General features: G+C 73.4%; 15 protein-coding genes. 11 read left to right on the forward strand and 4 right to left on the reverse strand.

The window, feature by feature from the left end; all coding sequences use genetic code 11:
- The first annotated feature begins 39 nt into the window (after window positions 1–39).
- The 4 genes from A6A27_RS11545 (at window position 40) to A6A27_RS11560 (ending at window position 4,745) form a co-directional block, all read left to right on the forward strand.
- Window positions 40–1,029: an ABC transporter permease gene (locus tag A6A27_RS11545; protein WP_073834569.1), complete on the forward strand. Its 990-nt coding sequence runs from the start codon at window positions 40–42 to the stop codon at window positions 1,027–1,029.
- Between the two features lie 13 nt (window positions 1,030–1,042).
- Window positions 1,043–2,107: an ABC transporter ATP-binding protein gene (locus tag A6A27_RS11550; RefSeq protein WP_073834570.1), complete on the forward strand. Its 1,065-nt coding sequence runs from the start codon at window positions 1,043–1,045 to the stop codon at window positions 2,105–2,107.
- Window positions 2,104–3,165: an ABC transporter ATP-binding protein gene (locus A6A27_RS11555; protein ID WP_083672560.1), complete on the forward strand. Its 1,062-nt coding sequence runs from the start codon at window positions 2,104–2,106 to the stop codon at window positions 3,163–3,165. Before A6A27_RS11550 ends, A6A27_RS11555 begins: the two co-directional genes overlap by 4 nt.
- Before the next feature lie 161 nt (window positions 3,166–3,326).
- Entirely contained in the window at window positions 3,327–4,745 is a 1,419-nt protein-coding gene (locus tag A6A27_RS11560; protein WP_073834571.1) for an RtcB family protein, read from the forward strand.
- A 19-nt stretch (window positions 4,746–4,764) separates the two neighbouring features.
- On the opposite strand, the gene A6A27_RS11565 is transcribed toward A6A27_RS11560, so the two are convergent.
- Complete coding sequence (locus A6A27_RS11565; protein ID WP_073834572.1) at window positions 4,765–5,193, reverse strand: archease; 429 nt, start codon at window positions 5,191–5,193, stop codon at window positions 4,765–4,767.
- A gap of 375 nt (window positions 5,194–5,568) precedes the next feature.
- Here A6A27_RS11565 and A6A27_RS11570 point away from each other — a divergent pair, with 375 nt between their 5' ends.
- From A6A27_RS11570 to A6A27_RS11585, 4 genes are all read left to right on the forward strand, one after another.
- Entirely contained in the window at window positions 5,569–6,330 is a 762-nt protein-coding gene (locus A6A27_RS11570; RefSeq protein ID WP_073834573.1) for a hypothetical protein, read from the forward strand.
- A gap of 94 nt (window positions 6,331–6,424) precedes the next feature.
- Entirely contained in the window at window positions 6,425–6,847 is a 423-nt protein-coding gene (locus A6A27_RS11575) for a hypothetical protein (RefSeq protein ID WP_073834574.1), read from the forward strand.
- 79 nt (window positions 6,848–6,926) lie between these two features.
- On the forward strand, window positions 6,927–7,493 hold the full coding sequence (locus tag A6A27_RS11580) for an RNA polymerase sigma factor (protein ID WP_073834575.1): 567 nt from the start codon (window positions 6,927–6,929) through the stop codon (window positions 7,491–7,493).
- Window positions 7,486–8,748, forward strand: coding sequence for a WD40/YVTN/BNR-like repeat-containing protein (locus tag A6A27_RS11585; RefSeq protein WP_073834576.1), 1,263 nt, complete (start codon window positions 7,486–7,488; stop codon window positions 8,746–8,748). Before A6A27_RS11580 ends, A6A27_RS11585 begins: the two co-directional genes overlap by 8 nt.
- A gap of 44 nt (window positions 8,749–8,792) precedes the next feature.
- On the opposite strand, the gene A6A27_RS11590 is transcribed toward A6A27_RS11585, so the two are convergent.
- The gene (locus A6A27_RS11590) at window positions 8,793–9,500 is read right to left on the reverse strand and encodes a B3/B4 domain-containing protein (protein WP_073834577.1); all 708 of its coding nucleotides are present in this window, start codon (window positions 9,498–9,500) and stop codon (window positions 8,793–8,795) included.
- Between the two features lie 9 nt (window positions 9,501–9,509).
- Window positions 9,510–10,121, reverse strand: a complete 612-nt coding sequence (locus A6A27_RS11595) for a LysE family translocator (RefSeq protein ID WP_073834578.1) — start codon at window positions 10,119–10,121, stop codon at window positions 9,510–9,512.
- Between the two features lie 29 nt (window positions 10,122–10,150).
- Between A6A27_RS11595 and pdxR the strand changes: the two genes are divergently transcribed.
- A complete protein-coding gene (gene pdxR / locus A6A27_RS11600; RefSeq protein ID WP_073834579.1) occupies window positions 10,151–11,626 on the forward strand; it encodes a MocR-like pyridoxine biosynthesis transcription factor PdxR in 1,476 nt (491 codons plus the stop codon).
- Between the two features lie 100 nt (window positions 11,627–11,726).
- Here pdxR and A6A27_RS11605 read toward each other — a convergent pair whose 3' ends face one another.
- A complete protein-coding gene (locus A6A27_RS11605) occupies window positions 11,727–12,719 on the reverse strand; it encodes a helix-turn-helix transcriptional regulator (protein ID WP_073834580.1) in 993 nt (330 codons plus the stop codon).
- Window positions 12,720–12,762: 43 nt separating this feature from the next.
- On the opposite strand from A6A27_RS11605, the gene A6A27_RS11610 reads away from it, so the two are divergent.
- Window positions 12,763–13,239, forward strand: coding sequence for a hypothetical protein (locus A6A27_RS11610; RefSeq protein WP_073834581.1), 477 nt, complete (start codon window positions 12,763–12,765; stop codon window positions 13,237–13,239).
- Window positions 13,239–13,694, forward strand: a complete 456-nt coding sequence (locus tag A6A27_RS11615) for a hypothetical protein (protein WP_073834582.1) — start codon at window positions 13,239–13,241, stop codon at window positions 13,692–13,694. Before A6A27_RS11610 ends, A6A27_RS11615 begins: the two co-directional genes overlap by 1 nt.
- Window positions 13,695–13,718: the final 24 nt, after the last annotated feature.

Raw genomic sequence — 13,718 nt, forward strand, 5'->3', positions numbered from 1 at the left:
GTCCGGGCCGCCCCCACCGTCCATCGGGGAGGTGTTCCCGTGTTCCGTTTCGTCCTCCGGCGGCTCGTCGTCGCCGCGGTGACCCTCGCGGTCATCAGCCTGGTCACCTTCGGTCTCTTCTTCGCGGTGCCGAGCAGCCCGGCCAAGGTGATGTGCGGCAAGAACTGCACCACCGAGGACATCGCGCAGGTCGAGCAGCGGCTCGGCATCGACCAGCCGTTGCCCCGCCAGTACGCGGACTTCGTCAAGGGGGTCTTCGTCGGCCGCACGTACGGCTCGGGGGACTTCCGGCAGGACTGCCCGGCACCCTGCCTGGGCTACTCGTTCCGCAACAACCAGCCGGTCACGGAGATCATCACCCAGCGGCTGCCGGTCACCCTCAGCATCGTCTTCGGTGGCGCGGTGCTCTGGCTGGCGTTGGGCATCTCGCTGGGCATGGTGTCGGCGCTGCGCCGCGGAACGGTCTTCGACCGGGCCGCGATCGGCATCACCCTGGCCGGGGCGTCCATGCAGGTCTACTTCTTCGGGCTGGTCCTGCTCTACCTGCTGGTGTACGCCACCGGCCTGCTGCCGTTCCCCAGCTACACCCCGTTGACCGAGAACCCGGCCCGGTGGGCGGTGGGCCTGCTGCTGCCCTGGATGACGCTCGGCTTCCTCAACTCGGCGCTGTACGCCCGGCTGTCCCGGGCGCAGATGTTGGAGACCCTGTCGGAGGACTTCGTGCGGACCGCCCGGGCCAAGGGGCTCTCCACGCGGCAGGTGCACACCCGGCACGCGCTGCGGGCCGCGATCACGCCCATCGTCACCATCGCCGGCCTGGACATCGGCACCAGCCTCGGCGGGACGTTCATCACCGAGACCATCTTCGGTCTGCAGGGGCTGGGCAAGGCGACCGTGGAGGCGGTGCAGTTCCTCAACCTGCCGGTGGTCATGGCGACCGTGCTGCTGGCGGCGGTGTTCATCGTGGTCGCCAACATCGTGGTCGACGTGCTCTACGCGGTCATCGACCCGCGGGTCCGGCTGAACTGACGGAGGGATCGAGATGGTGAAGCTACCGGCCTCCCGCTCGGGCGAGGGCCCCTATCTGCGGGTCAAGGACCTGCGGGTGCGGTTCGACACCGAGGACGGCGTGGTCCGTGCCGTTGATGGGGTGTCGTTCTCGGTCGAGCGGGGTCGCACCCTCGGCATTGTGGGGGAGTCGGGTTCGGGTAAGAGCGTGACGTCGTTGGCGATCCTGGGTTTGCACAACGCGAAGCGGGCCACGATCAGCGGGGAGATCTCGGTGGGTGGCCGTCAGTTGGTGGGCCTGCCGGAGGAGGAGGTCCGGCGGCTGCGGGGCCGGGACATGGCGATGATCTTCCAGGATCCGTTGTCGGCCCTGCATCCGTATTACACGGTGGGTAGGCAGATCGCTGAGGCGTATCGGGTGCATCATCCGCGGGCCGGCCGGCGGGAGGCCCGCGGCCGGGCGGTGGAGATGTTGGGTCGGGTGGGGATTCCGCAGCCGGGGAAGCGGTTCGATCAGTATCCGCACGAGTTTTCGGGTGGGATGCGGCAGCGGGCGATGATCGCGATGGCGTTGGTGAACGATCCGGATCTGTTGATCGCGGATGAGCCGACGACGGCGTTGGATGTGACGGTGCAGGCGCAGATCCTGGACCTCCTGGAAGACCTCCAGCAGGAGTTCCAGTCGGCGATCATCCTGATCACCCATGACCTTGGGGTCGTCAGCCAGGTGGCGGATGACGTGTTGGTGATGTACGGCGGTCGGGCGGTCGAGCACGGGAGTGTGGAGCAGGTGTTGCGGCGGCCGCAGCATCCGTACACGTGGGGGTTGTTGTCGAGTGTGCCGTCGTTGCACGGTGACGCGGACGCGGACCTGGTGCCGATCAAGGGCAATCCGCCCTCGTTGATCAACCTGCCCTCGGGGTGTGCCTTCCACCCGCGCTGCCGTTACGCGGACCGCAACGGCGACCGTTCCCGCACCGACGTGCCGGAGCTGCGCCAGGTGGTCGAGCGGGGGCATCTGGTCGCCTGCCACCTGCCGGAGGCCGCCCGGCAACGCATCTACCGCGACGAGATCGCCCAGGTGGGGGTGGCGAGATGAGCACGGTCAACGGCCGGCTTCCGGCCGCCATCGTCGGCGAACCCGAGCCGCGCGCACCCGAGGCGCTGCTGCGGGTGCGCGGCCTGACCAAGCACTTCCCCGTCCGGGGCGCCCTCGGCGGCCGCGCGCTCGTGCGGGCGGTGGACGGGCTGGACTTCGACGTCCGGCCGGGGGAGACGTTGGGCCTGGTCGGGGAGTCGGGCTGTGGGAAGACCACCACCGGGCGGATGCTGGTCCGACTGCTGGACTCCACCTCCGGGTCGATCGAGTTCGCGGGGCGGGACATCACGCACGCCCGCCGCGGTGAGTTACGGCCGCTGCGGCAGGACCTGCAGATCATCTTCCAGGACCCCTACGCCTCGCTGAACCCCCGCCACACCGTCGGCCGCATCGTCGCCATGCCGCTTCAGGTCAACGGCATCAACCCACCCGGCGGCACCAAGAAACGCGTCCAGGAACTGCTCGAACTCGTCGGCCTCAACCCCGAGCACTACAACCGCTACCCCCACGAATTCTCCGGCGGCCAACGCCAACGCATCGGCATCGCCCGCGCCCTCGCCCTACGCCCCAAACTCATCGTCGCCGACGAACCCGTCTCCGCCCTCGACGTCTCCATCCAGGCCCAGGTCATCAACCTCCTGCGCGACCTGCAACGCGACCTCGACCTGGCCTTCGTCTTCATCGCCCACGACCTCGCCGTCGTCCGCCACTTCTGCCACCGCGTCGCCGTCATGTACCTCGGCAAAATCGTCGAAATCGGCGACCGCAACGACATCTACCAACACCCCCAACACCCCTACACCCGAGCCCTGCTGTCCGCCATCCCCGACGTCACCACCCTCGGCCCAGCCGGGCGGATCCGCCTGGCCGGGGACGTACCCACCCCACTCAACCCACCATCAGGCTGCCGCTTCCGCACCCGCTGCTGGAAAGCCCAGGACCACTGCGCCACCGAAGAACCCGCCCTGATCACCCGCGACGGCGGCACCCAACTCACCGCCTGCCACTACCCCGAACGCGGAGCACTGTCGGAAACCAAAGCTGCTGCGGTGGGTTGAGCCGCCACCAACCCATCGAGCCGAACCACGACGGGAGTGGGGCCGACCCGGCGGAGGGATCAAGCCTGACCGCCCGGAGTCGGGCACGGTCGGCCGCACCCACCATCGAAACCCGCACACCCGCGTGGTGTAACCGCCCCGCAGCGGGGTAGCCGTGCCGCATGGAGCTGGTCGAGGAGTCGCCGTACCGGTTCCGGATCGACCGGCATGATCCGATGCGGGTCCCCGGGGTGATCTTCGCGTCCCGGTCGCTGCTGCCGGACGCCCGGGCCGACAAGTCGCTGGACCAGGTGGCGAACGTGGCCACCCTGCCCGGCATCGTCGGCGCCTCGTACGCCATGCCGGACGTGCACTGGGGGTACGGCTTCCCGATCGGCGGGGTCGCCGCCACCGACGTCGAGGCCGGCGGGGTCGTGTCGCCCGGCGGGGTGGGCTTCGACATCTCCTGCGGGGTACGGCTGCTCGCCGCGCACCTGGACCGCGCCGCGCTGCGGCCCCGCATCGAGGCGCTGATGGACGGCCTGGGGGAGGCCACCCCGCGCGGCATGGGCAAGGGCGCGGTGTGGCACCTGAGCGACCGGGGCGAGCTCGACGCGATGCTGCGCGGCGGCTCCCGGTACGCCGTCGAACGCGGCTACGGCGTCCAGCGGGACCTGGACCGGTGCGAGGACTACGGCGCGGTCGGCGACGCGAACCCGGCCCAGGTGAGCGAGCGGGCGGTGGAGCGAGGCGCCGGCCAGGTCGGCAGCCTCGGCTCCGGCAACCATTTCCTCGAGGTGCAGGCCGTCGAGGAGGTGTACGACGAGGCGGTGGCGGCGGCCTTCGGGCTGCGCGCCGGCCAGATTTGCGTGATGATCCACTGTGGGTCGCGGGGGCTGGGCCATCAGATCTGCACCGACTACGTGCGGGAGATGGAGAAGGCGATGCCCCGGTACGGCATCCACGTGCCCGACCGGCAGCTCGCCTGCGCGCCGGTGTCGTCCCACGAGGGGCGCGCCTATCTCGGTGCGATGGCCGCCGCAGCGAACTACGCCCGGGCCAACCGGCAACTGCTGCACCACTCGGCCCGCACGGTGTTCGCGCGGATCACCGGGGGCGACCTGGATCTGGTGTACGACGTCTCGCACAACCTCGCGAAGATCGAGACCCACGGCGTCGACGGCGACCAGCGGCGGCTCTGCGTACACCGCAAGGGCGCCACCCGGGCATTGCCGCCGGGCCACCCGGACCTGCCGGAGGACCTGCGCCCGGTCGGGCAGCCGGTGCTGATCCCCGGGTCGATGGGCACCGACTCGTACGTGCTCGTCGGGACACCGGGGGCACCCGCGTTCGCCTCCACCTGCCACGGAGCCGGCCGGACGCAGAGCCGAAAGCAGGCCGAGAAGGCGGTCCGGGGGCACGATCCGCGCCGCGAGCTGGAGGCGCAGGACATCGCGGTGCGGGGCAAGTCCCGCAAGGGGCTGGCCGAGGAGATGCCCACCGCGTACAAGGACATCACCGCCGTCATCGAGGCCACCGAGGGGGCCGGGCTGTGCCGGCGGGTGGCCCGGCTCGTCCCGGTCGGCGTGGTGAAGGGCTGACCGTACGCCGGGCCGGCGGTCACACGTCGAGCGTCACCGCGCAGGACCAGCCGTCCTGGTCCGGGCCGAAACGCAACTCGTGCAGCGCCACCGCCTTGGGCACCGCGCCGACCAGTTCCACCGCGTCGGTGTCCACCGTCCACCACCGCACTAGCAGCCCGCCACCGTCGGCCGGGCGTACGTCGGTAGCCAGCGGCAACATGCCCGCGGTCTCCATCCGGAAGATCACCTCGTCGAGGACGGTGACCAGCATGTCCTCGTCGTCGCCGGGCGGCACGGAGAACTCGGTCTCGGTGGTGCCGTCCGCGCCGGCGGTGTCGACGAAGGTGTCGACGAGGGCGCTCACCGCCTCGGCCACGCAGTCCTCCCGGTCGGGCGCCCACGCCTCGATCCGTACGTCGGCGGTGTGCGGCACGTTCCGGTGCCCCCGCGCCGGTCGTCTGCCCATCTCCCGCTCCCATACCGGACGCCCGCGGCCACCGAGCCGTACGCCGTCGCGGCGGGCGCGGTGGTGCCGCTGCCACCGTACGTGACGGCGGCCGCCCGGCGCGGGCGCTTCGACCGACCCGGGGCAACGGACCAGCCTGGGCGAGCCGGCACGGCGTTGACGCCCGTGGATCGCCGAACCTAGGCTGGTCAGGGCCATGACCGTAACCGAGTTGGGCGTTGCCGCTTGGCCGTTTCTGCGGGCCGGATGTGCGGTCCGTCTTTGCTGTGGTGCGCCGAGGCCGCGCTGGTTGGCCTGGCCGCCGCCGCAGTCCCAGTACGCCGTCGACTCGTACGGTCCCGACCTGCCCGGCGCGGATCGGGCCCGGGTGCTGCAGTGACCGGCCACCAGCGGGAGGGCACCCGGAGGCCGTTCGCGGCGGACGACCTGCCACCGGTCACCTTCGACGTCGACGTCCTGGTCGGCCGGTACGCCGACCGACCCGGGCCGGACGGCGACCCGGCCCAGGTACGTGCGGCGCTCGCCGCCAACGGCATCGCGGCGGCGGCCGTGGCCAGCCTGCGGGCGGCCCTGTTCGACGTGCCCAGCGGCAATGACGAGGTGGCCGCGCTCGCCGGGCCGGCCGTGCTGCCCGTGGGCGCGGTGGACCTGCGGGACCCGCTGGGTGCCGAGAGGGAGGTGGTCCGGCTCGCCGAGCGGGGCGTCCGGGCCGTTCGGCTCTTCCCCGACGAGCAGCGGGTGGAGCCGGACTTCCCGTCCGTGCGGCACGTCGCCCGACGCGCCACCGAAGCCGGACTGGTGCTGCTGGCCGGCGGCGACGTACGCCGGTTCTGGCGGCCCCTGCGCGGCACGACCGTGGTCTTCCTCGACACCCACTTCTACCACCTGGGCGACTTCGTCGTGGTCGCCCGCGACGAGCCCGGCTTCCACACCTCGACCCGGCTGCTCAACTCCCCGGACGCCTTGGAGACGGTGGCCGCGCAGGTCGGCCTCGAGCGCCTGCTCTACGGCTCACGCACCCCGTTCCACGAGGCCGTGGTGCCCCGGCTGCGCCTGCGCCACTCCGATCTGGACCCGCCGGCGGTGGCGGCGGTGGCCGGCGGAAACGCCCGACGGATCCTCGGGGTGGCCGCATGAGCTCTCCCGGCTCGACCTCGGCGTGGCCTGAGCGGCCCGGCGAGGAGTGCGCGGGCCGGCGGGACTGTCGCACCGGCCGGCTACCGTGCCGGACATGATCGCCGACGACTCCGACGCCGTGACCGTCCTCTTTCATCGGATGATGCGCGCCGAGCTGCGTGCCGAGAAGGTGGGTGAGGACACCCTCGGCCGGACGGTCGACCTCGCCCGGTCCTGGGGCACCAGCCCCGCCGCCGACACCCGCCTCGCCGTGGCGCTGCTCGAGCTGCACGGCGAGCCGGTCGACCCCGACGACCCGCGCCAGGTCGCCGGCGAGGCCCGGTCGCTGGCCCCGGCGAGCGGCCTGGCGCCGGAGCCGGAACTCCGGGGCGCGGGGATGGCCCGGTTCGTCGCCAACGTCCGTCGGCTGCGCCGCGGGGAGATCACCCGGGCCGAGTTCGAGGAGATCCTGGGCCCGGACGCCGGGCGGGTCCGCTGGATCGAGGAGCCCGACCCCCGCTGGCCCGACGAGGACTGACGCCCCGTCGGCCGGATGTCACCTCGCCGCCCACTCGTCGGTCGTACCGGGTGCGACGACCGACTCGGGAGGGGACGATGTGGACCCACAGCAACAGATCAGTGAGGTGTACGCCGCCTCGGCGGCCCGCCTGGTGGCCCAGATGTACGCGATGACCGGCGACTACGCGGAGGCGCAGGACGTCGTGCAGGAGGCGTTCGTCCGGGCCCTGGCGCGGCCCGGGCGCTTCCGGCTGGTGGAGAACCCGGAGGCGTGGCTGCGGACGGTGGCGTTGAACGTCGCCCGGTCCCGGCACCGGCGTCGGGTGGTCCTGGGGCGGATCGTCCGCTCCGGGCGGCTCGATCCGGCGCAGCGCACCGCGCCGGCCCTGTCGCCGGACCACGTCGCCCTGGTAGCGGCGTTGCAGCGGCTGCCTCGGCAGGCCCGGGAGACCGTGGTGCTGCACCACCTCGCCGACCTTCCGGTGAGCGAGGTGGCGATCGCCCTGGGCTGCTCCGTGGAGGCCGTGAAGACCCGCCTGGTGCGGGCCCGCCGGGCCTTGGCCGACCACCTCGGCGACACCGGCCCCGGCGACTCGGCGGAGCACGTCCGCGCCGATCAGACGACCTCCCCGACCTGTGCCGAGCGGGAGGTCCGTCATGCCTGACCTGGACTTCGCGGGGCTGAACGTCGCCGCCCAGGCCGGCTTCAAGCCGCACTTCGAGCAGGTGGCCGCGCGTGCCCGGCGGCGGCGCCAGCGACACCGGATCGTCACCGTCGCCGTGGTGGCCCTGTTGGCGACCGGTTCGGGGATCGCCGTCGCGGGCCGCCCCGAGCGTCCGCCAGTGCCGGCTCCCGGCTTCGGCCCGGACCGCACCCCGGACTTCATCCCCACCCCGGGCCCCACGCTCACGCCCGGCCCGGACCGGCAGGTCTCCACCGGGCGCCCGGGAGCCGGTGATCTCAACCACGTGTACCTGCGATACCACGAGTGCCGCAACGGGTGCCCGCCCCGTTGGGCGGGCACCGACGACGGGGGCCGGCACTGGCGTACCGGCGCGCTGCCGGTGCCGGACGACGCGATGGTGGACCTGCGGGTGGTGGCACCGCGCACCCTGATTGCCTGGTATCTCTCCCGCTCCGCTCCCGACAGCCGATCCGCCCGGTGGGCCGCCAGCCGCGACGGCGGGGCCACCTGGCGACAGGTCGAGGCGCGGCGGGTGGACGCGTTGCCGGTCGGGTGGCCGGTGCTGGCCCGGCAACCAGGCCCGGACCGCGAGGCGCTGGTCGCTGTGGACCCGGCCACCGGGGACGTCGCGCAGCTCGCCAAGCGGTCCACGCTGCACAACGCGGTAACCGTGGCGAGCGCGCCGATCGGCGCCGGCCTCTGGGTCAGCGGCCGCACCGGGGAGAAGGTCGGCGACGGCGGTCGCGTGATCTGGACCGGTAGCGCCGTCGAGGTCAGCCGGGACGGCGGCCGAACCTGGCGGCGGCACGAGTTCCCCGACGGGCTCACCGCCTCCGACGATGTCGGCGGACCGGCGGTGGCCACCCAGGACGGTCGCACCGTCTACGCTCTCGGCCGGGTCCGGGGCGTCCTGGTGATCTGGCGCAGCGTGGACGGCGGCCGCACCTGGGCGCGTACCACGGGAACGGCCAAGGTCGGGGAGCGCACGATCCGAGCGGCGGTGCGGCCGGACGGGGTGCTGATGGTCCAGGCCGGTGTCACCGCCCGCGAGGACCCCCTGATGTTCGGCAGTTCCGACGGCGGCGCGACGCTGCGTCCCGCGCCCCTCGGGCCGGGCGCCGACCCGCTGCCGGTGTCCGGCGGGTACGTCCAGACTGGCTGGCCGGACAGCACGGGTGTCTGGCTATCCGCCGACGGCGTCACGTGGCGCTGGCTGGACCCGCCCACGCTGTGACCGGTGGGGGGCTTCCCGGCGACTCCGGTCGCCCGGGAGCCCCCTCAGCTGGCCGCCGGCGCCACCGCGAAGACCGGCGCGTCGGCGGTCAGCACCGCGAACCGGACCGGTGCCCGCCACCGGTCCGCCACGGCCGAGGCCAGCTCGGCGAGCATCCGGGGCACGGTCTCCGTCCCGCCGTCGTGCAGCGCCTCGATCACCACGAGCACCTCCGTGGTGTCCTCGTGGACGGCCGACCAGCCGCTCTGCCGGTGGGTCCAGCGGCGGGAGTGGGCCCGGCCGGCCGAGTCCGCGAAGACCGTCTCGCCGGGCTCGGGGCGTTCGTCGTTCCCGCCGAGGGTCAGGTACGTCTCCGCGCCGGTGGCCGGTCGCACCGCCAGGTCACCGTCGATCCGGTCGACGTCGAGGACGGCCACCGGCACGGCGTACCCGAGGGAGAGGGCGTTGCCCAGGTCGACCAGCGGGTGCAGCCGGGGCAGGCGGTCGTCGCGGCGGAAGCGGCGCAGCAGCGACTCGGCGGCGCACCGGTAGCGGGTCGGTGCCAGCCCCATCCGAGCGAAGGCCCGCCGCCACGCCTGGATCTCCGGGAATCCGCTCTCCGGACCGGCGGCGAGGCGGGCCCGGGCGGCCTCGGCGTGCCGGGCGAGCCACGGGTCGACGTCGGCGGAGGGGGTGATGCCGGTGACGTGCAGGACGCCGCAGGCCAGCTCGGGAAAGGTCGACCAGACCTGCGGATCGTGCCGGAAACGCACGGGAGACTCCTATCGGGCGGTGAGGGCCAGGCCGAGGCCCAGGGCGAGGAAGCTGCCGGCGAAGCCGCGCCGCAGCAGCGCGGTCAGCCGGGGCCGGGCCAGCACCCGGCGCCGGAGCGTGCCGGCCAGCACGCCGTACCCGGCGAAGACCACGAAGGTGGTCAGCATGAAGACCGTGCCGCAGGCCAGCATCCGGGCCGCCGCCGCGGGCGCGTCCGGGGGTACGAACTGCGGCAGGAACGCCACGAAGAACACGGTCACCTTCGGGTTGAGCAGGTTCACCAGCACCCCGTCGAGGATCAGCCGGGCGGTCGGGCGGGGCGGGGCGGTGTCGTCGAGCGGCAGTGGTCCCCGGTCGCGCAGCGCGGACCAGGCCATCCAGAGCAGGTACGCCACGCCCAGCCAGGTCACCACCCGGAACGCTGGGGTGCCGGCGCGGAGCACAGCGGCCAGGCCGGTGACCGCGGCGGCCAGGTGCGGGACGAGGCTGACCGTGCAGCCGGCCGCGGCGACGAGTCCGGCGCGGCGGCCCGCGGCGAGCCCAGCGGAGATCGTGTAGACCACTCCGGTGCCCGGGGTGGCCACCACGACCAGCGTGGTCAGCAGGAAGGTGATGCTCACGCGGTCCACCCTGCGGCCATAATGGTCCGATGGACAGGGCCAAAGCCCCGGTGGTCGAGGGGTCCATAGCGGCCGGCACCGATTTCCTCCAGCTTGACGTCGGCGAGGCCCCGCCAGGCGGGCGCGCCGACTGGCTGGCCGGGCGCCTGCGGGCGGCCATCGCCGATGGCCGGGTGCCGGTGGGGGCTCGCCTGCCGGCCAGCCGGGTGCTCGCCGCCGAGCTGGGTGTGTCCCGGGGCGTGGTGACCGAGGCGTACCAACGGTTGACCGAGGACGGGCACGTGGTGGGACGGGGCCGGGCCGGCACCGTCGTGGTGGCCACCCCCGCCGCGGTGGTCACCCGCGCGCCGGCGGCACCTGCCCGGGCCGAGGTGTTCGCCGACCAGCCCGACACCGACGTCTTCGACGCCCTGCGTACCGCCCCGGCGGAACTGGACCTGACGCCCGGCGTGCCGGATCTGGCGGCCTTTCCGCGGGCGGCCTGGCTGCGCGCGGAACGGGCGGTGCTGCACCGCCTCGCGCCCGCCGCCTTCGGGTACGGCGACCCGACCGGAACTCCCGCGCTGCGGCTCGCGGTCGCCACCTGGCTGGCCCGCAACCGGGGCATCCGGGTCGACCCGGCCGAGGTGGTGATCGTCGCCGGGGTGTCCCAGGCGCTCGGCCTGCTCGCCCAGGTGCTGCACGGCGACGGCGTGCACACCGTCGCCGTGGAGGATCCCGGATCCCTCGGCGTACGCCAGCACCTGCGCAACTGGCGGCTGGACACCCCGCCGGTGCCGGTCGACGCGCACGGGCTGCGGGTGGACCTGCTGGCGACCAGCGGCGCCCCGGCGGTGATGCTCACCCCGGCGCACCAGTTCCCGACCGGGGTGGTGCTCGACGGTGACCGGCGCCGCCGGCTGCTGCGCTGGGCGCAGCGGGGCGGCCTGGTCATCGAGGACGACTACGACGCCGAGCACCGCTACGACCGCCCGCCGGTGCCGGCGCTGCGGAGCATGCTGCCCGAGCAGGTCTGCTACGCCGGCAGCGTCTCCAAGCTGCTCGCTCCGGCGCTGCGGATCGGCTGGGTGCTGGTGCCGCAGCGTTACCACTCGGCGCTGGTGGCGGCCAAGCGGATGGCCGACCTGGGCAACGCCGCGCTGCCCCAACTGGTGCTCGCGGAGCTGATGGACTCCGGCGCGCTGGAGCGGCACCTACGGCTGCTGCGCCGCCGGCACGTCCGCCGCCGGGACGCGATGATCCGGACGGTCCGTGCGAATCTGCCCGGCGCGGTCGTGCACGGCGCCGCGGCTGGCCTGCACCTGCTGGTCACCCTCGACGGCGACGTCGACGACGTCGAACTGGCCGCGGCCGCGCTGCGCCGGGGTGTCAAGGTGCAGCCGCTGTCCTGGCACGGGCAGCGGCCGCAGCCGCCCGGCCTGGTGCTCGGCTACGCCGCGAACGTCGCCAGCGACATCGACCGCGGCCTCGCCACCGTCGCCGCCGCCCTCCGCGACCTCCCCTGACCGCTGGCCGGTCTCCGGTCCGCGAACGCCCCGCCGGGAGCTCCCGTTGATCAAGAGGTTTGCGTCTCCGTAGTGATCAACATCGACGCAGACTCCTTGATCAACTGGATGGGGCGGGGGATGGCGGATGGTAGAGGGTGGCTAGGGCGGTGGCGGTGGTGGCGAGGTGGTCGCGCAGGACGGTGGGGGAGAGGACCTCCACCTCGGCGCCGAGCCGCAGCAGTTCGCCGTGGGCGTGGGTGAGTGACTCGATCGGGATTACCGCCCGGACCCAGCCCGCCGCGTCCGGCGGACCGGCACTGGCGTCCACCGCGGCGATCACCGGGTCACTGGCGATCTCCCGCAGCCGTTCCCGGCCGCGCGGGGAGAGCCGGATGATGGCCTCGTCCCGGTGCAGCCGGGCCCGGAAGTCCGCCACGTGCGTCCGCCACCAGCCGGGCAGGTCGAACTCGGGCCGCTCGAACGGCTCGTCGAGCGGGGTGAGGTCGAGGATCTGGTTGACCCGGTAGGTCGCCGGCTCGGTCCGATCCGGGCGGGCGGCCACCACGTACCAGCGACCGCCCTTGAGCACCAGGCCGTAGGGCTCCAGCACCCGGGTCACCTCGCCGGTCCAACTGCGGTAGCGGACCTCGATCCGGTGCTGCCGCCACACCGCCTCAGCCGCCGGCGCGAGGTACGGCGACGGGTCGCCGTCGGAGTACCAGCCGGGGGTGTCCAGGTGGAAACGCTGTTGCAGCCGGGACGCCCGGTCGGCCAGCGGGGGCGGCAACGCGGCCCGCAGCTTGAGTTGCAGCGTGGCCACCACCGACTGGTAGCCCAGTTCGGCGGCCGGCCCGGGCAGCCCGGCGAAGAGCAGCCGGTCGGCCTCCTCCGCGGTGAGCCCGGTAAGCCGGGTCCGCCAGCCGTCGACCAGGCGGTAGCCGCCGGCGTGGCCGGCCTCGCCGTACAGCGGGATGCCGGCGGCGTGCAGCGACTCGACGTCCCGGTAGATGGTGCGCACCGAGACCTCCAGGCGGCGCGCCAGCTCGGCGGCGGTGAGCCGGTCGTGGGCCTGGAGCAGCAGCAGGATCGACAGGAGGCGGCTGGCTCGCATCCACTGACAGTAGCTGTCAGCGGAGTGGTCCTACCGTCCCGGCATGGCATTCCGAGACAAGGAGCTGACCGTGCCGGGGACCGTCGAGGTCGCCGGCCGGCACGTCAAGCGCTACCACATCGACCAGCCGGACCGCCGGCTCGAACCGGCCGTGATCGAGGCCGCGTACGCGTACCTGCCGAAGCTGCTGCCCGGGTCGGACGGCGGCACCCCGCCGGCGAGCTGGGTGGTGCTGCACCGGGGCGCGGACACCGGGGCCTACCTGCTGGCGTACAGCTGGTTCTTCGACAACGTGGTGGAGTGCCGGATCGCGATCGCCGGCCAGCCCGCCCTGGACTGCCCGGACGACGACCCCGCACACTTCGTCCCGCTCGACCGCCCGGGGGTGGGCTGCGTCTGGGAACTGGGCGTGCTGGAGCACGAGCGGGCCGCCTGGGTCCGCCACCTGCTCGTGCCCGACCGGCCCGACCTGGCCGGATACCTGGCCGACTTCCGGGCCGAGGGGCCGGTGGGCCACTGATGGGCGACTTCGACTTCTTCGTGGGCAGCTGGGACGTGGTCAGCCGGCGGCTGCACAAGCGGCACGTCGGCAGCGACGACTGGGACGAGTTCCCCGGCACGACGGTCGCGCACCGGTTCTTCGACGGCGCAGGCAGCTTCGACGAGATCCGCTTCCCGGCCCGGGGCTTCTCCGGGTCCACGGTGCGGATCCTCGACCCGTCGACCGGGCTCTGGTCGATCTACTGGATGAACAGCCGCCGAGGCGTCCTCGAACTGCCGCCCGTGGTGGGCCGGTTCGTCGACGGCGTCGGCACCTTCTACGCCGACGACACCGACGAGGGGCGCCCGGTCCGCTGCCGGTTCATCTGGTCCGGCATCACCCCCACGTCCTGCCGCTGGGAGCAGGCGTTCTCCACCGACGGCGAGCGCACCTGGGAGACGAACTGGATCATGGAGTTCGCCCGCACCGGCTAGGGTGAGGCCGTGCGGCGATGGCGG

The organism is Micromonospora sp. CB01531 (assembly GCF_001905095.1).
Taxonomy (GTDB): domain Bacteria; phylum Actinomycetota; class Actinomycetes; order Mycobacteriales; family Micromonosporaceae; genus Micromonospora.

What these genes read in the sequence shown, in the direction of transcription:
- A6A27_RS11550 (WP_073834570.1), top strand. Translation starts at nt 1,043, where the DNA reads ATGGTGAAGCTACCGGCCTCCCGCTCGGGCGAGGGCCCCTATCTGCGG.
- A6A27_RS11555 (WP_083672560.1), top strand. Translation starts at nt 2,104, where the DNA reads ATGAGCACGGTCAACGGCCGGCTTCCGGCCGCCATCGTCGGCGAACCC.
- A6A27_RS11560 (WP_073834571.1), top strand. Translation starts at nt 3,327, where the DNA reads ATGGAGCTGGTCGAGGAGTCGCCGTACCGGTTCCGGATCGACCGGCAT.
- A6A27_RS11565 (WP_073834572.1), bottom strand. Translation starts at nt 5,193, where the DNA reads ATGGGCAGACGACCGGCGCGGGGGCACCGGAACGTGCCGCACACCGCC.
- A6A27_RS11575 (WP_073834574.1), top strand. Translation starts at nt 6,425, where the DNA reads ATGATCGCCGACGACTCCGACGCCGTGACCGTCCTCTTTCATCGGATG.
- A6A27_RS11585 (WP_073834576.1), top strand. Translation starts at nt 7,486, where the DNA reads ATGCCTGACCTGGACTTCGCGGGGCTGAACGTCGCCGCCCAGGCCGGC.
- pdxR (WP_073834579.1), top strand. Translation starts at nt 10,151, where the DNA reads ATGGACAGGGCCAAAGCCCCGGTGGTCGAGGGGTCCATAGCGGCCGGC.
- A6A27_RS11605 (WP_073834580.1), bottom strand. Translation starts at nt 12,719, where the DNA reads ATGCGAGCCAGCCGCCTCCTGTCGATCCTGCTGCTGCTCCAGGCCCAC.
- A6A27_RS11610 (WP_073834581.1), top strand. Translation starts at nt 12,763, where the DNA reads ATGGCATTCCGAGACAAGGAGCTGACCGTGCCGGGGACCGTCGAGGTC.
- A6A27_RS11615 (WP_073834582.1), top strand. Translation starts at nt 13,239, where the DNA reads ATGGGCGACTTCGACTTCTTCGTGGGCAGCTGGGACGTGGTCAGCCGG.